General features: G+C 67.4%; 19 protein-coding genes and 1 pseudogene. 12 read left to right on the forward strand and 8 right to left on the reverse strand.

The window, feature by feature from the left end; genetic code table 11:
• The first annotated feature begins 67 nt into the window (after positions 1 to 67).
• From IEJ02_RS31350 to IEJ02_RS31390, 10 genes and pseudogenes are all read left to right on the forward strand, one after another.
• Positions 68 to 943, forward strand: coding sequence for a hypothetical protein (locus IEJ02_RS31350; protein ID WP_191067911.1), 876 nt, complete (start codon positions 68 to 70; stop codon positions 941 to 943).
• Between the two features lie 90 nt (positions 944 to 1,033).
• Entirely contained in the window at positions 1,034 to 2,152 is a 1,119-nt protein-coding gene (locus tag IEJ02_RS31355) for a hypothetical protein (RefSeq protein ID WP_191067912.1), read from the forward strand.
• A complete protein-coding gene (locus tag IEJ02_RS31360; protein WP_370467159.1) occupies positions 2,149 to 3,411 on the forward strand; it encodes a hypothetical protein in 1,263 nt (420 codons plus the stop codon). Before IEJ02_RS31355 ends, IEJ02_RS31360 begins: the two co-directional genes overlap by 4 nt.
• 30 nt (positions 3,412 to 3,441) lie before the next feature.
• Positions 3,442 to 3,660 (forward strand): hypothetical protein, encoded by a 219-nt coding sequence (locus IEJ02_RS51170; protein WP_370467160.1) that lies wholly within the window; start codon positions 3,442 to 3,444, stop codon positions 3,658 to 3,660.
• Positions 3,657 to 5,018, forward strand: a complete 1,362-nt coding sequence (locus tag IEJ02_RS31365) for an AAA family ATPase (protein ID WP_191067913.1) — start codon at positions 3,657 to 3,659, stop codon at positions 5,016 to 5,018. Before IEJ02_RS51170 ends, IEJ02_RS31365 begins: the two co-directional genes overlap by 4 nt.
• Positions 5,019 to 5,150: 132 nt before the next feature.
• Positions 5,151 to 6,527 (forward strand): annotated as a pseudogene (locus IEJ02_RS31370) (IS1380 family transposase).
• A 251-nt stretch (positions 6,528 to 6,778) separates the two neighbouring features.
• Entirely contained in the window at positions 6,779 to 8,380 is a 1,602-nt protein-coding gene (locus IEJ02_RS50515; RefSeq protein WP_191067914.1) for an HsdM family class I SAM-dependent methyltransferase, read from the forward strand.
• Positions 8,381 to 8,386: 6 nt separating this feature from the next.
• Entirely contained in the window at positions 8,387 to 9,352 is a 966-nt protein-coding gene (locus IEJ02_RS31380) for a restriction endonuclease subunit S domain-containing protein (protein WP_191067915.1), read from the forward strand.
• A gap of 449 nt (positions 9,353 to 9,801) precedes the next feature.
• A complete protein-coding gene (locus tag IEJ02_RS31385) occupies positions 9,802 to 10,065 on the forward strand; it encodes a CopG family transcriptional regulator (RefSeq protein WP_191067916.1) in 264 nt (87 codons plus the stop codon).
• Positions 10,062 to 10,475 carry a PIN domain-containing protein gene (locus IEJ02_RS31390; protein ID WP_191067917.1) on the forward strand — a complete coding sequence of 138 codons (414 nt, stop codon included), beginning with the start codon at positions 10,062 to 10,064 and terminating at the stop codon, positions 10,473 to 10,475. Before IEJ02_RS31385 ends, IEJ02_RS31390 begins: the two co-directional genes overlap by 4 nt.
• 186 nt (positions 10,476 to 10,661) lie before the next feature.
• Here IEJ02_RS31390 and IEJ02_RS31395 read toward each other — a convergent pair whose 3' ends face one another.
• Together IEJ02_RS31395 and IEJ02_RS31400 are read right to left on the reverse strand one after the other, a co-directional pair.
• Positions 10,662 to 10,916 carry a DUF6119 family protein gene (locus IEJ02_RS31395; protein ID WP_223864771.1) on the reverse strand — a complete coding sequence of 85 codons (255 nt, stop codon included), beginning with the start codon at positions 10,914 to 10,916 and terminating at the stop codon, positions 10,662 to 10,664.
• 131 nt (positions 10,917 to 11,047) lie between these two features.
• A complete protein-coding gene (locus IEJ02_RS31400; protein WP_191067918.1) occupies positions 11,048 to 11,458 on the reverse strand; it encodes an ATP-binding protein in 411 nt (136 codons plus the stop codon).
• Between the two features lie 254 nt (positions 11,459 to 11,712).
• Here IEJ02_RS31400 and IEJ02_RS31405 point away from each other — a divergent pair, with 254 nt between their 5' ends.
• Entirely contained in the window at positions 11,713 to 12,561 is an 849-nt protein-coding gene (locus tag IEJ02_RS31405; RefSeq protein ID WP_191067919.1) for a helix-turn-helix domain-containing protein, read from the forward strand.
• 9 nt (positions 12,562 to 12,570) lie between these two features.
• Positions 12,571 to 12,762: a hypothetical protein gene (locus tag IEJ02_RS31410; RefSeq protein WP_191067920.1), complete on the forward strand. Its 192-nt coding sequence runs from the start codon at positions 12,571 to 12,573 to the stop codon at positions 12,760 to 12,762.
• Positions 12,763 to 12,824: 62 nt separating this feature from the next.
• Here the strand turns inward: IEJ02_RS31410 and IEJ02_RS31415 are convergent, their stop codons facing one another.
• The 6 genes from IEJ02_RS31415 to IEJ02_RS31435 all read right to left on the reverse strand — a co-directional run bounded on the left by IEJ02_RS31415 (position 12,825) and on the right by IEJ02_RS31435 (position 19,855).
• Entirely contained in the window at positions 12,825 to 14,105 is a 1,281-nt protein-coding gene (locus IEJ02_RS31415; RefSeq protein ID WP_191067921.1) for a hypothetical protein, read from the reverse strand.
• Entirely contained in the window at positions 14,102 to 14,368 is a 267-nt protein-coding gene (locus tag IEJ02_RS31420) for a hypothetical protein (RefSeq protein WP_191067922.1), read from the reverse strand. Before IEJ02_RS31420 ends, IEJ02_RS31415 begins: the two co-directional genes overlap by 4 nt.
• Positions 14,365 to 15,150, reverse strand: a complete 786-nt coding sequence (locus IEJ02_RS49100) for a formylglycine-generating enzyme family protein (RefSeq protein WP_223864772.1) — start codon at positions 15,148 to 15,150, stop codon at positions 14,365 to 14,367. Before IEJ02_RS49100 ends, IEJ02_RS31420 begins: the two co-directional genes overlap by 4 nt.
• Positions 15,132 to 17,039, reverse strand: a complete 1,908-nt coding sequence (locus IEJ02_RS31425) for an ATP-binding protein (protein WP_223864773.1) — start codon at positions 17,037 to 17,039, stop codon at positions 15,132 to 15,134. Before IEJ02_RS31425 ends, IEJ02_RS49100 begins: the two co-directional genes overlap by 19 nt.
• Positions 17,036 to 17,812, reverse strand: a complete 777-nt coding sequence (locus IEJ02_RS31430; protein WP_191067923.1) for a class I SAM-dependent methyltransferase — start codon at positions 17,810 to 17,812, stop codon at positions 17,036 to 17,038. The genes IEJ02_RS31425 and IEJ02_RS31430 overlap by 4 nt, the downstream gene beginning before the upstream one ends.
• 609 nt (positions 17,813 to 18,421) lie before the next feature.
• Positions 18,422 to 19,855, reverse strand: coding sequence for an ATP-binding protein (locus tag IEJ02_RS31435; protein ID WP_191067924.1), 1,434 nt, complete (start codon positions 19,853 to 19,855; stop codon positions 18,422 to 18,424).
• Positions 19,856 to 20,511: the final 656 nt, after the last annotated feature.

Genomic DNA, 20,511 nt, shown 5'->3' on the forward strand with positions numbered 1-20,511 from the left:
TAGCAGAAATCTTGGAATTCATTGGAAATTCTTGGCATAGGTTGGCTCCTGCACTAAGCTGCTCCACATGGCGGCATCACTGGAGGAGCTCGAGCAGTGCCTGTCCCACCTGCGCACCCAACTGCGCGGTGCTGTGCGCGCACGGGACAAGGCCGAAACCGCGCGCATCCGTCGCGCGCTGCGCGAGGCCGAGGCCGCGTGGGAGCACGCCCTCGAGATCGAGGCAGAGTCGGATGGCGAGGCAGTCCTGACCGAGCCCCCGCCCCCACAGGCGTCGGCAACCGCAGGCGCACCACTCCGCGAGGAGCGCCCGACGCACGGCTCCATCCCGATCCGCGAACAGGTCCACCAGGCGCTCACCCTGCTGGGCGCTCCTGCCTCCCCGAAGCTCATCTCGTCCACGTACGAGGCGTTCTTCACCGAGTCGCTGGTCGCCACCAAGCTCGCGTCGCTCCGCCGCGACGAGGAGCGCTCCTTCACAGCACAGGGCTATGCCCGCCCGTACTACATCTGCGCTGCACTGACCCACGACCGCCTCGTCCCCGCGCGAGGACTCCTGGCCCTGTCCACCTGGCCCGTGGAGCGGCGAATCATCGGCCCGCTCAGCCCGCGCGCCGACTTCCTCACCCACGCGGTGGGAACCGCCGAGCAGATCAAGCGACTCACCACCGCAGGGCATCCGGCCTCCGACGCGGCCTGGCGGCTGCTGCGCCGTTTCGCCCTCACGATCCCGGGCGCCCACGACGCCGTGGCCCCGGAACCCGACCCCGCCCGCGTGATCGCTGCCGCCCACGCCGAGGCGGCCGTCCACCAGCAGGAGGACGACCAGCAGCGACAAGCGGCCGCGCAGCGCGCCCGTGCTCAACTCGCGGACGCACAGCAGCTATTCGGCGCGGCTCCGATGCGTGACGCCCTCCGCGACGCGGGTGGGACCCTGTCCTGACGGTCCCTTCCCGACGGCGATGACGTCAGGCGCCTCGCACGCCGGTGAGCTCCCAAAGACGTTCCCGAAGACGCTCCCGAAGTAGAGACGATGCCCTCGCAGCAGTCCGAACCTCCCGACGGCCGACTCACGCGGCTGCGTGGACCGCAGCCCCCTCAGCCGTACACCGCCCGCAAGATCACCGCCCTGACCGCCAATCCCGCCTGCGCCCGCCGCGCCGTCCTCGACGCCGCCGGAGTGGACAAGGCACTGCTCGCCCAGCAGGTTGGCTACGAGCCGCGCTTCGGCCAGTCACCCTTCGCCCTCGCCCGCGAACAGGCGTTCCACAGCCTCGTGAAGTGGGGCGGTTACGCCGAGCTCATCCGGCTGCTGCGCGAGGAGCTCTCCGCCCCCGTGGAAGAGGCTCATGTCACCGACCTCAACGAGGTGGGGGGCAACACGGACCTGCACGTACGCGAGCGGGAGACCCACCGCCTCATCGCGCACGTGGCCTCCGGCCAGGACGTACGGCTCATCCTCGACCGCCCCGTGCTCACCCTCGAGGTCGCCGGCCAGACCGCGTACCTGGAGCCGGACGCGCTCACCCATCGCATCGGGGGGAAGTTCTACGTCGTGCTGATCCGCTCGTTTGCGGCGATCGACGGCCAGGCCAATCCGACCGCCGTCGCCGAGGCGGCCAAGCAGGCCGCGGTGTACGTCCTCGCCCTCCACCACGCCTTCGACACCGCCGGACTGCCCACCGAGCAAATCTCCCACGAGTTCCTGCTCGTCTGCCCAAAGGACTTCTCCAACCGCCCCTACGGCCGCCTGATCGACCTCCGGCAGGAACTCGACGCCCTCCAGTTCCAGCTCTCCCGGCTTCGGCGCGCCGAGGACCTCGCGGCCCAGCTGCCCGAGACGGCGACCTTGGACACGACTCGGAGCACGGACGAACTCTCCGCCTCCATAGGGGCGTTGGACGCTTCGTACACCCCCTCCTGCCTGTCCTTCTGCGAAATGGCGCGTTACTGCCGCGACGAGGCCGACGGATGCGCCTTGCCGGCCCGCCTGGGCAACGGCGTGCGCAACGACCTGCCGGGCATCGACTCCACCCGCACCGCGCTCGACTACCTGGACGGCGTCGCCGCCCCGGGAGAGGCCGAGGAGGAAGCCGCCGATCTGCTGCGCGCCGCCGCCCGGCTGCGCCGACTCCGCCGGGGGGCCGCATGAGTGTCCTGTCCACCGTCGCGGCGCTCACGGCGTCCCGCACCGGCCGTGCCGAGCCGCTGACGACCGTCCGTCATCAGCACTTGGACGAGAAGCCGTTCGTCCTAGTGCCGCTGACCCTCGCCGGCGAGGCGTGCGCGCCCCTGGCCGCACTGGCGGGTACGGACCCCGAGCACCCGACTCTCCTCACCGTCCGCCAGCCGCGCAACCGCGCCGAACGCTTCCGGTTCTCCGAGGGCCTCGCCGCACTCCTCCTCGCGTACATCGACGGGTGCCGAACGGAGACGGAGCCCTATACCGTAGGCCGCGGCAAGGAGAAGGAGGAACGCCTGCGCTTCCAGCGGGCCCCGCAGCTCCTCGTGCCGAACGGCCAGGGCATCGCGTACGTGCGCCTGCTCGGCCGACTGACCAGACTGCGCGCCACCGAGGGGCCGTACGCGGTCGACCCATCCGTGCCGGCCCTCGGCAAGTGGCTGACCTGGTGCGCGGATCTGGCCGAGTTCCCGGACTCCGGTGTGCTGCTCGCGATGACCCGACTGCTCGCCGCGCACTGGGCCACGGGCCAGAGCCCTTCCGAGGACTCCCACCTCGCGTCCTTGCTCGCCTGGATTGATCCGCCCGAGGGCAGCGACGGCGCGCGGGCGGCGCGGGAGGCGGAGGACCCCGCCGCGTGGCCGCCGGCCGGCCCATCCACGGATCCGGTCTTCGACCGGACTCTCCACGAACTGATGACGCGCTACGACGAGGCGTCCGACGACCGCGGACGCGAGGCGGTCGGCCGCCAGATCGACCGTGAGCTGCACGGCCAGATGCTGCCCACCTGGCGGCTGATGTGGCGCGGCGTGGAGCTGCTCCGCGATCTGCCGGAGGGCGCGCACGTCCCCGTCCGCTGGTCCCGGGACCGACGCTGGTTCTCCGAGTACGCCGCCTACCTGGACGCCGACGGCCGCCCGCAGGCCCGTCGCGACCAGGCCGTCAGAGCCGCCCGCCGCCTGGCCCGGCTGGAGGACGCAGTCGCCCGCTTCGAGGCGGAACGCGCGTACGACGACCCGCTGGTGATGGCGGAGTACGAGCTGACCGGCGAAGCGTTCACGGGCACGGTGACGGCCAGGGACGAGGACCGCTTCGTCCCCGGCGACCGTCCCGGCTCCCAGGTGTGGCGTCCGACGATCACCCTCCGCACCGACACCCGTGTCGGCCTCGCGGTCGGCACGAAGGTGAAGTCCCCCGCCCGGCCCGGCCAAGAAGCCCGGATCCTCTAAGTACGGCAGGAGGACGACGGCGGCCACACCGTGGTGCTCCAGCTCGAGGGCGGCTTCGAGAGGAAGCGCAAGCCTCCGGCACCGGTCGGCACGCTCGCGGAGACCGGCGAGGAGCTGACGTACACCACGCTCAACCCCACGGCCATGCCGTCCGCCCTGCCCGACGAGGAGAACACCCCCTGGACCCACGGCGGTCCGCCCCAGCCGTACGAACCCACCGACGAGGACGCAGAGGAGACCTGGGAGTGACCGCCCTCCTTCCCGACACCGGGGAACCCGAAGCCCTCACCCCCGGCGAACGCGCGGACCGGGCGGTCGCCGGGATCCTGACCAGCCTCGACACCGCGCCCGGCCGGGGCGTCGTGGTGGACTCGCCTCCCGGGGCCGGGAAGTCGACGCTTGTGGTGCGGGCCACCGGGCACCTGACGTCCGCGGGCCAGCAGCTCATGATCGTCGCGCAGACCAACGAGCAGGTCGACGACCTGGTGGACCGCATCGCGCAGAAGCATCCCGACCTGGCGCTCGGCCGCCTCCACGCCAAGGGCCACACCCTCCCGCCCCGCGTCACCCGGCACCCCAACGTCACCGGGAGCAGCCACGTGACGGACCTGCGCGACCTGCCCGTCGTGGTGTCCACCGCGAAGAAGTGGTCGTTCATCACCCCGGACAAGTGCGCGCCGTGGCGGTGGGCCATCGTCGACGAGGCCTACCAGATGCGCTCGGACGCGCTCCTGGCGACGGCCCCACTGTTCGCCCAGGACCACTCACAGGTCCTCTTCGTCGGCGACCCCGGCCAGCTCGACCCCTTCGCCACCGTGGAGACCGACCGCTGGCATGGCCTGACCTGGGACCCCCTGCGCAACGCGGTCGACGTCACCCTCGCCCACAACCCCGACCTCGTCCGCCACCAGCTCCCCGTCTCCTGGCGCCTCCCGGAGACGGCGGCACCCCTGGTCGAGCAGGCCTTCTACCCCTTCTACCGGTTCGACCCCGGCACGACGGCATCGGAGCGCGTCCTCTCGTACTCCATCCTGTCCCACGGCTCCACCCCACTGGACGACGTCCTCGCCCGGGCCGCCGACTCCGGCTGGGGCCACCTCGAACTCCCCGCCCGCCACACCCTGGACCAGGACCCGGAGGTGGCCGACGCCCTCGCGGCGACGGCGGCCCGGCTGCTGGAGCGCGGCGCACTGGTCAACGGCGAACCCCTGACCGCGGGCCGCATCGCGATCGGCACGGCCCGCACCGTGCAGGCCGACGCGGTCCGCTCCCGCCTCGCCGCCCGCGGCCTGGCCGGCATCACCGTGGACACCGCCAACCGCCTCCAGGGCCGCGAGTTCGACGTCACCCTCGTCTGGCACCCGCTGTCCGGCCGCCAGGACGCCTCCGCCTTCCACCTGGAGACGGGGCGCCTGTGCGTCCTGCTCTCCCGGCACCGCTTCGCCTGCATCGTGGTGGCCCGCGCCGGCATCCGCGACCTGCTGGACCGGCATCCGCGCAGCAGCCCCGTATACCTGGACGTACCGCCGAAGTTCCCGGACGGGTGGCGGGCGCATCAGGTGGTTATGGGACATCTGGAGCGGGGGGAGCACCGGGTGCGCGCTTGACCCTGGCTTAGCCTCGTGCTTTCACGTGGCAGGGTGTCCGGTGGGTGATCAGAAAAGCGAAGAGTGCTCCTGACCTACAACGATGGGACTTGTCTAGGGTCCAGGTCGTCGCATGAAAGAAGCACTCTCCAGATGAGGAAGCGTATCGGGTCCTACCCGCGTGTCCGTACTGAAGGCGGTGGTCGCGGGGTGGTCTCCCAGGCCGACGGAGTGCTGCTGGTGGAGACGATCCGCAAAACCGGTCTGGATCAGGCGATATCGGCGGCCTTGACACCGTGGCCCAAGCCGCGGACAGTGCATGATCCGGGCAAGGTCCTGCTGGACGTGGCGCTCGCGGTCGCACTGGGCGGAGACTGCCTGGCAGACGTGGGCACGCTGCGGGCCGAGCCCGCGGTGTTCGGGCCGGTGGCCTCCGATCCGACGGTGTCCCGGCTGATCGACACGCTGGCAACAGGAGGGAAGCGGGCACTGACCGCACTGCGGCAGGCCCACGCTGATGTCCGTTGCATATGTATGGAGGTGGGCCGGCCAGGCGGCGCCGGACACGGCCGGGCAGGTGGTGGTGGACCTGGACGGAGTGCTGGTGATCGCGCATTCCGAGAAGCAGGATGCGGCCGCGACCTGGAAGAAGACCTTCGGGCACCACCCGCTGATGGGGTTCGTCGACCACGGACGCGGCGGGTCCGGGGAGCCGGTGGCCGGGTACTGCGGCCCGGGAACGCGGGCAGCAACACCGCCGCAGACCACATCGAAGCCGCCCGACTCGCCCTGAAGCAGCTGCCGAAGAAGTACCGGCGGAGACGGCAGACCCTGATCCGCACCGACTCGGGCAGGGCACCCACGAGTTCGTCGACTGGCTTTCCGCCCGCGGCCGGTGGTTGTCCTACTCGGTCGGCATGACCATCACCGACGCTATGCACGCTGCTGTCCTGGAGGTTCCCGCATCGGCCTGGACGCCGGCCGTCGAGCCCGATAGCGAGATCCGCGACGGCGCTTGGGTGGCCGAACTCGACGGCGACTGCCTCAAGGGCTGGCCCGGGGGCATGCGGCTGATCGTACGGAAGGAACGGCCGCACCCCGGCGCCCAGTTGCGCTTCACCGACGCCGACGGCATGCGCTTGACCTGCTTCGCCACCAACACCAAAAACGCTCCGATCGCCGAGCTGGAGCTGCGGCACCGCCAGCGGGCCCGGGCCGAGGACCGCATCCGCGCTGCCCGCGCCACCGGCCTGCGCAACCTCCCGCTCCACGACACCGCACAGAACCAGATCTGGCTGGAGATCGTCCAGATCGCCCTCGACCTGCTCGCCTGGATGCCGATGCTCGCCCTGACCGGCAAAGCCCGGCTCTGGGAACCCCGCCCGCCTGCGGCTGCGGCTGTTCTCCGCAGCCGCTCAGCTCGTCAACACGGGACGACGCCGCATCCTCCGCTTCGCCAGGCACTGGCCCTGGACCAACGTGATCACCGACGCCCTGCAACGGCTCACGGCTCTACCGAACCCTGGCTGACCAACAACTTCCCGTCCCCACGAGCAGCACCACACCCGACCGGAGCAGTGGAACCCGGCGCCCACCCGACGCGACAGCCGGGCCGCCAGCCTGCACACCGGCAGGAGCCTCCGCCCCGAACAAGCCGAAAGGGTCCGTCAGCAAGCTGACGGACCCTCATGCAAGATCGAGGCCAGAAGTCACAAAACGGGCATAACTAACCTTATCGGTCACTTACGTTCATTGTCAGATGCAGCAGCTACAGTTACGCCGTGACTGACGAAGCTGCCCCCTCTCGTACCCTCAGCGGCCCCGAGCATCAGCAAGTACGCCTTCCGACGATCAAAGCACTCATTGAGTCGGGTTGGGACCAAGGACAGCTTCGCTGGAAGCCCGAGTGGCGAGTACCCCAGTCCCCTCACGATGCCGCAAAACGGGAAGGCGGCAAGTCCTTCGCCGGCTGGCCAGTCGACCTCGCCATCTTTGATGACTCGCAGCATGCGGATGACTGGGAGCACATCCTCGCAATCTGCGAGTTCAAACAACCAACCCTCGCTGAGGGCGTCAGCCAGCTGGAAATCTATCTAGCTCGTGAGCCCCGCGCCCGTATGGGCTACTGGTCCAATGGGACGGATGACGTCCGCGTATACAAGCTCGCTGACGGCACTTTCAAAAAAGTACTAAATAAGGGCATTCCGCACCCTGGGGAAAACTTCTCTCAGCCGTCCGAGAAACCGCTGATCTATAGCGACTTGGTGACTCCTAAGCCTGGCCAGCTGCGAGCATCTTTCAAGCGCCTACTTGATGCCATTGTCGCAGGTGACAGCAAGTCAACCAGGTCGGACTCTCAGCTTAATGAACTGTGCAACCTTCTATTGCTTAAGCTGGAATCTGACTCCATTGCCTCTTACGACGATTCCAAGCCGGTAGCTTTTCAGCTTTCTCCACTAGGGGAGACGGCCACTGCTCGATCCATGCAGGAGCAGTTCAACAAGCTAAAGAAACTACGGCCTGAGGTATTCGCCGAACATCGAGAGGGAAGCCTCGATCTAGACGACCACACTATTCAGGACGTGGTGTACGAGCTCTCCAACTTGAACCTTCTGGACGTTGGCCCAGAGGCAATTTCATCGGCATTCCAGGTTTTCCGCAGGGCTAACCTCAAGGCTGGTGAAGGTCAGTACTTCACTCCGCAGCGAGTTATCTCAGCAGCCATCAAAATGATGGACATCAGACTCGAAGACAAGATCATCGATCCCGCCTGTGGGACTGGCGGTTTCTTGACGGAAGCCTTCCTTTCTCTGGTAAGGGATATTCCTGAAGCCAAGGCAGCGCAGGCTCGAACGTGGGCTCATCGTCAGGTATATGGCGTCGACAAGGACTCCATCAACATCAAGCTGACCCGTGCGATTATGGTCGGCCTTGGCGATGGTTCCGTCAATGTTCACATTGGCGACTCTATAAGAGAAGATCGCTGGGCTAAAGACTATCAGCACCTACAGCAGCCTCTCAGCAACGAGTCCTTTACCGTAGTGATCACAAACCCTCCTTTCGGCAAGAACCTAAAGGTCAGTAAGACTGACTCGCGGCGCAATAATTACACCATCGCGGAAGCTGCTAGCCGAAAGCCGGGCGAGTACGTCGATCTGGAGATTGGTCTGATCTTCCTTGAGCGCGCCCACCGGCTCTTGATGAAAGGTGGCCGGCTAGGCATCGTGCTCCCGGAGACCTATTTCTTCTCCCCGACCTACAAGTGGCTGCCGAACTGGCTTGAGGACCGCTTCGCTCTACGGGGAGTCCTGAACATCCCAATGGAAGCCTTCCAGGGGTTCTGCCGCGCCAAAACTAATTTCTACGTCTTCGAGAAGAAGTGATCCACGATGCCGCACAAGCCAGCATGGTTCCGCGAAGATAAGGTGTTCGTTTCGTACGCGCCAACTGTGGGAATCAACAAGGACGGCGAGGAGCTGTTCGTTGTAGACCCTGAAACCGGCCTCCGGACATCTGAGATTGATGATCAGATCAAAGCTGATGTCATCGCTCTAGTTGATAACCTAGAAACCACCGACACCAGCCGGTGGATTGATGTAGGATCTCCAGAAAGCCAGCTCCTAGCCGTTCCTAACTATTTCGACGAACGATCAATCCGCGACTTCCAAGTTCTAATGGAGTCTCCAGAGTTCGAGGGCTACACAAGCAAGACGATCGGTGAGTTGATTCACTCCGGGACGCTGGAATCTTCGCATGGGCATGGAAGCCCTTCAGCGGACTTCCGTACAGGTCACGTGCCTTACATCAAAGTGTCGGACATTCGGGCTGGCCAGGTAAACATCAACCCAACCAATCGAGTTCCAGATGTAGTCGCTGAAAGATTCTGGAAAGGAAAGGAATCAGGCCTCAAGGCATTCGACCTCATCACCCCTATCAGGACCAGCAAAAATATTGGCGAGTTTGCTCTAATCATGCCGGGACAGGAGCGAGTTGTCCTGACCAAGGAAGTTCTCGTTCTTCGCGCATCCGGAAATGCGCCGTTCGACAACTTCTATCTCCTTTGGGCAATGACACTCAAAGCGGTTCGACGGCAGTGGGACCGCATCGTCTTCATGCAAACGAACCGTGAAGATGTAGGCAAGCGTTATGAGGAAATCCGCATCCCGGTTCCCCCTTCTCGCGAAGAAGCAGATAACTGTTCGAAAGCCTTCCGAAACTACTACCTCGGAACTCAGAAGCTGCGCGATGATTTTCTGAGCTACTTGGCCGGAGAAGACAAGCACTATATCTTCATGGCCTCTGCCGTAGCCTCGGTGGAGGAAATCGTGGATGACAGCGAGCCTGCCACTGACTGAAAGACCTTAGCGCCGCCCCCCGTCTGAAGCGGTGCTAGGTTGCGAAGTGGTCAGCTTGGCTCCTTGGGGTTGCGGACACATGGACCATTCGTGGACAGCTACTAGGGACCTGACCATCCGCAAAGGCTTGACCAGCAAATTCGTCGGGCCTTCACAGGCTCCGGAGCCGTGTGCGCAGGTTCGAATCCTGCCGGGGGCACTTCACCTGAAGTGTCAGCAGGTCCCGCCACCAGCCACGACGCTGACAGCGGGGTCTTCGCGTATGTGCGGCCGCTCATCCAGGAGCTGACGAACCAGCAGACCGCCCCGGCGCCGGTCATGAGCGTCGACACGGTCAATCCGAAGTTGTCCAGATGGAGAGCCGGCCTCTCCCCTGACATGGCCCGGGCCGAAGCATTCCGCGCGGCGCGCAGGACAGCACCTGGAGGTTCACAGGTAGGATAGGTAGCATGAGCGAGCCCACCGGCAAGTACTCGATCACCATGCCACGCGACATCGCCGAAGCCGCCAAGGCCCGCAGCGGCCACTCCGGGCTGTCCGCCTACGTCGCCGCCGCCGTCGCCCGCCAGATCGAACGCGACAACCTCAACGAACTCATCCAGGTCGCCGAGGCCGAGCACGGCCCCGTCACCGCCGAGGAGATCCAGGCGCTGCGCGAGCAGCTCCACCAGGCACGCCGGAGCCAGACGCGGGGCGGGGCGGACGCCGCGTGACCCGCTCCGCCGCCGTCCCCGGCGGCACCCTGGTCCTCGACAGCGAAGGACTGGCCAAAGCCGTGCTGCGCGACCGCACCGTCACCGGCTGGCTCGCCCTCGCCCGCGCCGACGACCTCCGGGTGATCACCTCCGCAGCCACCCTGGTCGAGGTGGTACACCCGCGGATCAACCGCCCCGCCCTGGAGTGGACCCTCTCACGCCTCATCGTCGAACCGATCAGCGAGCCGATCGCCCGGCACGCCGCCGCGCTCCTCGCCGAGGCCGGCCTGCACGGCCACAAGTACGCCATCGACGCCATGCTCAGCGCCACCGCCCTCGCCGCCCCCGGCCCCGTCACGATCCTCACCTCCGACCCCGAGGACCTGACCGCACTGTGCAGCGGCCAGGCCACCGTGATCAACATCTGACCCGGTTACCACGAAGGCCCGGTGCCGGAGCGCACGACGCGGCAACTGCCTGTTCGGTCGGCCGGGAGGGTCCCACAGCATCGCCACCATGAAGCGGTCAGCGCCTCACGCGGCCAGGTGGCGGATTCCCAACCGGCCCGGAGGCACCTCCGTGGCCTGGATCCCGATGGCCTCGACTTCGACGCCCTACGCCTCAAGGATCTTAGCCGTCTGCATGAGGGTGACCTGGGAGAACGGGAACAGCGTGTCGGCGGTGAGGTCGGTGCCGTCCTTCAGCAGGATCGCGAAGACGACTCTCGACGGCCGGAAACCCTCCGGCAGAGGCCGACCGGGCCGGGCCACGGCCACCTTCCGGGCGAACCCCTCCCCGGCCTCCGTCGAGTGCAGCAGGCTCTGAACGGAGGCCACGGCCTGACCGAACAGGTGGCTCAGCGCGTTCAAGCAGTCGCTCAACCAGAGTGCCCGCCGTGGCGGCCGGGTGGGCGATCCGCCGGGAGGACAACAACGACGACGCGGCGACCTGACACGTACGTCCGGTCTTCCGGCTCCTCCCGGCCGACCGCTCCGCCGGGTCAACCGCCCTGGCGGAGAGGGAGTCCCGCGATTACGGATGTTCCGCGCGTGGGGCGGGGTCGGACGGTCCAGGCGGTAGCGAGGCTGTCGACGAGAATTAGGCCCCGGCCGCTCTCGGAGCCCGTGTCCGGGTGGGCCAGTGCCGGCTTACCCATACCCGGGTCGGAGACGGCGAGCCAGTAGTGTCCGTCGGCGGGCCACAGGACGAGTTCGATGAAGTCGTCTTCCTGGCAGGCGCCGTGACGGATGGCATTGGTGACTAGCTCAGAGGTCAGCAGGCCGAAGTCGTCGCCGAGGCGGGGACGATGGGCGTCTGGCAACGATTCGGCGACGGCGCGGCGAGCCCGCCATACGGAGGTGGGGCGTGCGGGGAAGCACCAGTGGGCGGGTACGAGGGGGATCTCGGGCATGGCGAACTCCATTGCTGAGGTGAGGGATTCGCGGTCGCCGGTGGCCTGCCGCCCTGGTCGCGGGCACACCCGCCCCAGGGCGGACGGGCATGCTCGCGCGGTGCGCTTCCGGCATTGCGGTGTGTAGCGTGCGCGATACTGACAGTAGAGCACGCGGTGGTAAATTTTCCACAGCCTCGAGAGAAATTCACCACGGAGGGGTAAGTCGGCCTCCGTATGCGACCGAGCGGCCCCCGCCGAATGGAAGGAACCCCATGCCCCCGAGGACGACTCCCACGGAACGGCAGAAGCGACTGGGAAGTGAGCTGCGGCGTATCCGTACGGCGGCAGGCATGTCCGCAGAGTTCGCGGCAGGCCTACTGGGTGTGGACCGAGGCAAGATTTCCAACATCGAGTCAGGGGTCCGGGGTATCAACGCCGAGCGCCTGCGCACACTGGCTTGCAACTGCGATGTGACCGATGAGGCATACGTGGAGGCGCTCGTCGAGATGGCCCAGGTGAGTACAGGCTGGTGGGAGCGCTACCGAGGCATCCTGCCCCAAGGCTTGCTGGACATCGCAGAAACGGAAAGCAACGCTGTACGCATGCGCGGTGCCAACACCGTGCATGTGCCGGGCATGCTCCAGACATCGGAACAGGCGATGGCCATCTTCCGAGCCGCGGTCCCCGCTCTGCCCGAGCACGAGGTTGCCCTGCGACTCGCGCTGCGTTCGGAACGCCAGCAGGTGATCACCGGCGACGCGGCGATCCCGTACGTCGCTGTCATCCACGAGGCCGCTCTGCGGATGCAGTTTGGCGGACGGGACGTTGCCCAGGCACAGTTGGAGTACCTGCTGGAGGTCTCCGAGCGGGAAAACGTCACCGTGCTCGTCCTGCCCTTCGCTCACGGTGCCTTCCCCGGTGCCGGGCAAACGGTCGTCCACATCGAAGGCGCCGTGCCGCAGCTCGATACGGTGCAGGTGGACAGCTCCCACGGCCCCACCTTTCTCCACGCCGAGGGCCAGTTGGCGAAATACCGGGCGCAACTCGACCTGTTGGAAAGTCTGGCTCTGCCGCCAGAGCAGTCCCGTGACTTCATTCGCGACATCGCACGCCAACTGTGAGGAGCACCTATGTCCGACATCATCTGGGAGAGCCCGTTCTGTGCCGAAGGCAGCTCCTGCTTCCGCCTAGGCACCGACGCCGACGGCAACGGCTACATAGCCGTGGCCGGCCAGGAGGACCACTACCTCACCGACTCCCTCGAAGCCCTGCGCGCCCTCATCACCGACATCAAGGCCGGCAAGGCCGACCACCTGCTGTAGGACCCGCCGCGTCGCCGCCAGTCGGTACTGTGTGTACAGCGATCGACTGACGAAACAGTCGGTTACGCCTCACCATCGCCGCCGCGCAGCGACGACAGGACCAGGCGTCCGTACCGAGTCGTCAGGGCCGCGGCCGTGGCCGCGATCGACAGGCCGAGTGCGACCAGCAGATGGGCCACCGAGTCGTCACCCAGCACTTGCAGGATGCTGAGGGCGGTGCCGAGTGGCAGGCCGAGAATGGTGAGGACGCCCAGGGCCCCGCTGATCTGCTGGCTCTCCTGAGTCTGTACGAGTCTGCTGTAGTCAGCGGCTTCGGCGAGGATCTCGGTGAAGCGGGCGGGAAGTCGGTGCTGGTTCTGGAAGGCGAGCAGCAGGTCGTTCGCTGGACCGTGGGCGGTGAGGTGCTGTCGCCAGTAGGTGCTGCGGAAGACGGCGATGTTCCGCTCCAAGGCGGCGACGCGGCGTGCCAGCCGTGAGGAGTCGAAGACCGCGGAGAGTTCGTCCGTGAGCTCGTCGATGTGGTCGCGCTGGAGGGAGCCGAGGAGCAGGGCGTCGAGATAGACGGTGCGGGAGTGCAGGGCCCCGAACTCGAAGAAGTCACCAGCCCCTGTGTCGGGCCGGTGGCCCAGGAAGGCGGTCCCCTGCCGAAGCACCAGGGCGCTCCAGTCTGCCGAGATCCTTATGACGTCCTTGAGCTGTTCGTGTGCTGTCTCGGGCGGGAGGGGGAAGTCCTCCGGTGTGGAGCGTGATGCGAGCTGCCACAGCCAGCGGTCCGCGCTGCCGGGCAGGGTTCCTTGAGGGCCGTCGCGGAGCACGGGGGTGTGCTGTTCCGAGGGGGCCATGAAGGCGACGGTGTAGGGCCGGGCGATGGCGAACGGTGTGCCCGTGGCACGGACGTCGGCTACCCCGGCGAGGAGCGCGGCCGGATCGAAGGGGCCGGTGAGCGGTTCGTCGGCTGTGCTCGACCGTCGGCCGGCGAGAGCACGCAGTACTGGCAGGAGTGGTTTCTCCACGCTGAAGTGCAGTACCGCCAAGGCGTGCTCGGGATTGCGAACGGTGGCCGCGCGCAGCAGTTCCATACCGAGCAGGTGGAGCCCGTCTTGCTCGGCGTCCTGCGAAAGGTGCCAGCGGCAGGGCCGCCCGGGGGTCCCGTACAGGGCACGCGCGGAGGCAGGGGCGAAATACGTGGACCGGGTCGCGGCGTCGGTGCGGCGGCTGCCCAGCTCGAACGGGAAGGGGCCTTCGGGCCAGTCGGGGGTGCGCTGTAGCTGGGCGGGAAGGACGACGGTCAGCTCCTGGCGCGTCCCCGTGACCTCGTCGAGCCGTGGCACTTCGGCGGTCACCGGTAGTATTCGGCCGGGTCGGGCTGGTCGAGACGGATGACGAACTCGGCTTGGTCAGGGCTCTCGGAACTGATATGGAAGCGGACGCGTTCGCCGGGGCGGATGGTCCGGAATCCCTCGGTCACGATCTGCCGGTAGTCGAAGCCGTAGTACCGCTCATCCTCGTCGTCCCGGACGACGTAGGAGCTGAGCGCACCGCGTGGTCCGCCACCGGTCGGCCGGGTGTCCACGATGGTTCCGTGGCGCGGCCCGCCACCGCTCATGCTGTCGTCTCCTCTGTGCCGCTGGTGTCGCTGTCGATGTCCTGCACGCATCGGAAGCCGACCGCGTTGCTCCCGCCGTGCTTCCGATAGACGCCCTTGCTGCTGGCCTGTACCGCGCGCATCGGATTGTCGTAGCTGCCACCGCATATGACGGCCGCGCGGGGGTCGGACAGGGTGGTGGATGTCCACTCCCAGCAGTTGCCCACCATGTCGAGGATGCCGAACGGTGAGCGATTGTCGGGGCGTTCCCCGACGGGTGTCACCCCCGCTCGACGTACGGCGTCGCCCGCGAAGTCCCGGTACCACGCCTGGTACGTCACGACAGGCCGACCGACCCAGGAGTCGGCGCAGTTGACGCGGGTGCTGTCGGCTGTGTCGCCCCACGGGAACAATCGTCCGTCGGTGCCGCGCGCGGCAGCCTCCCATTCGAGCGCGGTCGGGAGACGCTTGCCTTCGAAGGCGGCGAAGGCGTACGCGCTCCACCAGGTGACGCAGACGGCCGGGTGTGCGTCGTAGCGAGGGTTCTCGTAGTAGTCGGCATGTGCCAGCCGGTCGGTCATGGGACGGTGCGTGATGTCCGCGGGCTGGTCCGGATGATCCCACCGCGAGGTGCCGTCCGTGTCGAGGGCGTTGAGGAAATCGCGGTAGCGGGCGACGGTGACGGCATGGCGGTCGAAGCGCACGGGACGCTGGACGCGACGGATCAACAGCCTTTCGGCGGGACCCACCAGGAACGCCCCTGCGGGCAGCACGCAGTCGTCCGTCACCGGAGTGCCGGACATGTCGGCGAGGAAGGCCCGCACTTGCTCGGTGAGGAAGGCGCCGCCGGGAATGTCCGCCGCCGCGTTCCGGGCTTCCGGGTCGGCGAGATACCGGGCGGCCAGCAACTCCTGGTACGCCGTATGGACGAAGGCGACGTGATCGGGCCCGGCAGGGCGCAGCAGTGGGGCGAGGCCGCAGGCGTCGAGATCGGGGCGCCCGCCCGTGAAGGCGTCGGCGCCCAGATCCCGGAAAAGTCGAGGAGGGAGAAGACCCTACGGTCCGTGAGGAACGCCTGCCCGAACACGGCCGGCAGCTTCCGTTCCAGTTCCGGCTGCCCATGCTCGACCAGTGTCCGCGTGATGTGTGCGTCAAGGAGCTGGGCCATCGACTGCCCCGGCGGGAGCTTCAGTTCAGCCGTGAGGCGCATCTCCAGAGGAGTCGCCTCGGGCTCGGCCAGGCGTACGACGTGGAAGTGTGGGACACGAGCCGGGTCGAGGCCGTTCGCGTACATCTGCTCGACCAACTGCTCGGAGCGGCCCGCGCCGCTGTCCAGCAACTGACGCACCTGGGGCGAGTCCGCGAGGAAGGACACCCGTGAGCTCATGACCACTGTCGATTCAGCGGACAGCACAGCCGCGAGATCGGTGAAGAGCCGCAGGAATCCGGCGGGGCTCGATTCCTCAACCCCCTCGTCGACGGCATCGAGCACGCACAGCGCGGTCCCGGACCGGATCAGGTAGAGGAAGAGGTCGTAGGCACGGGAGCGGTCCGCCGACGTCATGGCCGACGCCAGGAGACGGGCCGCGTACTCGGAGAACGGTTCGTCCTTCGGCTTGAGGCCGAGGTCGAAGTAGAAGCGGAAGCGGCGGACCTTCGAGTCGGCCGCAAGGGTGCGCAGGAGCGTGCTCTTGCCGCTCCCGGGACGACCGGTGACCAACACGTTCGCGCTGCCGCGCGCGAGGCGTGCGAGGAGCTCCGCCGCGTCCCCGGACTGCGTCACCTGTGCCTCGCCGGTGCGCGGCTCGGTGGTCAGCGCTGCGGCCGGGACAGCGGCTCGCGGCTGTGCGGGGCTGAGGGTGAGGGAGGTGAGAGGGGCGAGATGGTCGTCGAGGTTGACGATGGTGTCGACGAAGCCGTCGTAGGGCACGATCCGGAAGTCCACGCCCAGCAGTTGATGGAGAGCGCCGGACCCGGCACCGCTGCTGTCGTCGTCGGACTCCAGGACAACGAACCGGGTGAGCTTGGGCAGCCGGGTGCGCAGGAGCTCGCCCCCGCTGGAGGAAAGAACGGTACTCAGCTCGTCGGCGTCCCGGGAGAGCATCAGCTCCACGTACTCCAACCGCATGCCCGACTCGCGGCAAAACAGCTGGTACACGGTGTCCGGACTGAGGACGAAGCGCTTCGCCTGCCGGTAGCCCAGCGTGACGTACAACCCGGCAAGGAACTCGCAGCGGCCGGCCACCTCCGGAGCCATGTCCGGCTCACCGCCGAGTAGGGCCGCGCTCCCGGTGTCGGTGAACCAGACCAGCACGTCGACGAGCCGGCGAACCGCCAGCAGCCCGTCCTCGTCACTGACGTCGTACCCATCGTGCGTGGACCGGTTGCGGAGCCGCCGGATGTCCTCCAGCGCGTCCAAAACCGTACTGCTGCGGATGTGAGGACGGCAGCGCTTGACGAGGTCGTTCAGGGCCTTCGTCGAAGGGTCACCCTCGACGCCGTGGTGGCGCCACAGCTCCTTGAGGAGCTTCTCGGTCAGCTTCCCGATCAGCGCGACCGCGTTCTCCGGATAACCGTCGTTGAGGGACCGCAGCGGCCGCTCAAGGTCGAGCCCTAATCGGTCAGCGATCCGCGAGTGGTCGTCGAGTTCGCTCCGCAGGCGCCGCAGCCGTTCATCGACCACTGCGCTCATACACTCTCCCCAGGCCGCTCCCCCAGGACGAACGCGAACCGGTCGGGAAACACCAGAACGGGCTCGGGATGCGCGGCCTTCATCTCTTCGATGCCCGCCTCGATCTCACTGTCACTGAACGTGGACAGCAGCGACATGTATCGGGCGCGCACCATGCCGATGTACTTGTCCCGGTCGATGCGTAGTTCGTGCTCGACGTGCGTGAGACCGGCGTCCAGCCCGGCCGTGCTCAAGTGCTGTTGGATGTGGGCAGGGTCCGGCTGCAACTCCTCGAAGCGGTCGAGAGCCGCTTCGAACAGCGGGTACTGGATGGTGGCGGGGAGCATCACCACCAGCAGCCGCCCTCCGGCGGCCAGCCGGTTGGCCAGGCCGCGCAGCGTGCGCGGTTGATCGGTGATGTGGTGAACCGACTCCTTGAGCCACATCGCGTCGACTTGTTCGTACGGCAGATCGGCACGGCCTTCGGCGATGTCCTCGGCGGACGCGACGATCGGTGTCAGGCCAGGGGGAGGCGGTGTGCCGAGCTGGCGCAGCATTGTCTCGGACGGATCGACGCACAGGATCGGATGGCGCGGCTGGAGCTGCCTGGCCACCTCCCTGGCGAACAAACCCGTTCCGGAGCCTATGTCGGCGATCCGGTCCGTGGGGCTGAGCCGTAGCGCCTCGGAGATTCGGCCAGACATCCACGGAATGTAGTCCGGACCGTAGACCCAGTGCTCGTCGTACTCGGCTGCCAGTTCCTCGTAGTGCCCCCGCACGTCGCCCCGCTCCACGATCCCCTCGTGCCCCTCGCGTGTTGCTGGTTGTGCGGGTGGTTGTGCCGCACAGGACATATGCAGGCTATCGCGGGTGACTGGACGGCAACAGGGTGTCATTCGGTTGGCGGTTGGTCCCCTACGACCGCTTCCTTCGTCAGCGTGCCCAGCGCTCTACGTCGTCCCGCCAGGCACGCAGCTCCACGCGCGTGGGAGCCAGCTCGTACCCGTGGTAGTGGCAGACCCGGCTAAGACCGGCCCAGGTTGCCGCCCAGCGGCGGGCCGTGTCGGGGTCGGCGTGGGACTCCAGGCACAGGGCACCCCAGACAAGGGTGCGCCCTCCACGCACCGATGCGGCATGATCGGGTGGCGTGGTGCTTCCTGTGCAACCCCGTCCAGCGCGGACGGATTCAGGTAAAACCAATTTACGTAAACTGGTTCTACCTGGAGGCCGGGCCTTCATGACCGCACCGTCCCCCGCGCCTTGATGGGCCGTTCCACCGAGCTCAAGCTGCTCCACAAACGACTCGACCGCGCCACCCGAATGGGTACGAGTATCGCTGTCGACATAAGAGTCTGCTGACCACGGCATCCGCCCTCCGGGCCGCGTGCCCGCCGCTCCCCCGGTTACTGCCACGCGCGGACCAAGTCCTCCGGGCCCCAGTGCGCCGCGAGCGGCAGGTCGCCCTCGACGCCGCAGCGTGCGACGGCGACGAGTGGGGTGTCCGGTTCGGCGCCGGGCACCGCGAGCATGTCCCGGGCCAGGGCGTCGTACTCGCGGCGGCCGAATGGCTGGGACTCCAGCCACTTGATGGAGCCGATGAAGTGCACCGCCCCCGCGACCGGTTCGCGGTCGGCTCCGATCAGGTCGATCTCGGGGTTGTTCTGACGGTTCCACCAGCCGCCGACCGCTTCCGTGTGGGGCCATCTGCCATCGGGGAGCAGGCGCAGCAGCGACTCGCGGATGACCGGCTCGACCGCACGTCCTCGCCAGGTGGTCCACGACCGCTCGATGCGCTCCAAGGCGAGATCCCCGCGGCCGCGTTCGATGAGCGGGATTCCCCGTTGCAGGAAGGCCAGCCAGAACCGGAGGTACGGGTCGGCGATCCGATAGCGCTTGTTCTTGGTGTCGGGTTTCGTGGAAAGCGGGAGGTCGGTGGCCAGGATGCGCTTGGCCTGCAGGGTGTGCAGCAGTGGCGACAGGGTCCCGGAGGGCAGGGCGCCTGCGCCGCCGGCCTGCGCGGCGATGGTGGAGAAGGTCCGCTCCCCACTGCCGACCGCCTCCAGCACCGCCCGCGAGTGTGACGCCTCGGGGAACTCCCCCAGCAGCGACAGCTCACCCGCCACCAGCAGCGGTGAGAGAGGGTTGGCGACTGCCTCGCGCAGGAAATCAGCGCGCCCCATCCCGGGCCGCCACGACTGGACGATCTCGGGGAAGCCCCCGGTGATCAGCAGCGCGTCCACCGCGTCCGCCGCGCCCAGAGAGGTCATGGCCTGCACATCGGCCAGGTGCAGCGGACGTACGGTCATCTTCGCGGCCCGGCCGAAGAACGGACGGCCGTACGACTGCAGTGCCTCCATCACCGACATGTCGCTGCCCACCAGGATCAGCAGCACCGGCTTGGCGGACAGGTAACGGTCCCAGACCGTCTGCAGCGCCCCTTCGAATTCCCGGTCCTGCTCCACCAGCCACGGCACTTCGTCGATCACCGCGACGCTCGGGGCATCGTCCGGCACCGCGACGGCCAGGGACCGCAGCGCCTGGTTCCAGTCCGCGGCGTGCAGCCCGGCCACCAGTTCCGCCCCGGGCAGCGCGGACTGCGCGAGCGCCGCGGAGAAGTCCGCCCGCTCGGCGACGGCGTTACGGCCCCGGGTCGCCTGGAAGACCACGTACGGAACGCCGGACCGGTCACAGAACTCCTGGACCAGACGGGACTTCCCCACCCGACGCCGCCCCGTCATGATCACAGCCTGGCCCCGGGTGGCTCCCGCGCCCCCGATCACGAGACCCAGTTGCCTGGTCAGCAGGTCGAGGTCGGCAATCCTGCCCTTGAACTCCATCCCTGCTCCATCTCTCAGCGACAAACATAGTTTCGATCTTACGTAGATTGAAGCTTACTTAGATGCTAGCTCGCTCCTTAGGGCACCGCAGGCGACTCCGGCATCGATCGGGGCCCGACAGACGCCCTGCCCCTGAAGTCGAAGAACGCCGCGCGGCAGGGAGCCGCGAGGGGCGGCTCCCGTATACAGCGGTCGAAGCACCGATCGGCTACGCGCTCTCTCGATTCACCGGGACGGTCGTCTGGAGCACCAGCTCACCGCCCATCAATGGCTCGGTTCGACCCCATGTGCTGCGCCCCCGCCGGGGTACCTCGCACGAGGTGCTGAAAGACCCCCGCCACCAGCCACAACGCTGGATGCGGGGTCTTTGCATGTACGCGAGATCTCTGCGGCGCCTTCTTCTTCGGCTGCAGCCGGCAGGGTCGCTCCGGATCGCCGAAGGGTTGGACGTCACCCAGGCAGCAGGTGACCCTCGGTCGAGGGCTGGAGCCTCTCCATGGACAGGCAGAGGCTCGCAGCGCGCCACGCCGACGAGCCGCCGGCATGGGCCGATCATCCAGAACCTACGGCAGGCCGCGGCACGGAAGTGCTGCGCCGTCCGCGCCGCTGGCTGTCGAGAGTCGTGAATGGGCGGAGTCCGGAATGATTTGGCGCTG

The sequence above is a fragment of the Streptomyces sp. 5-10 genome (genome assembly GCF_014712245.1).
Lineage (GTDB): Bacteria > Actinomycetota > Actinomycetes > Streptomycetales > Streptomycetaceae > Streptomyces > Streptomyces violaceusniger.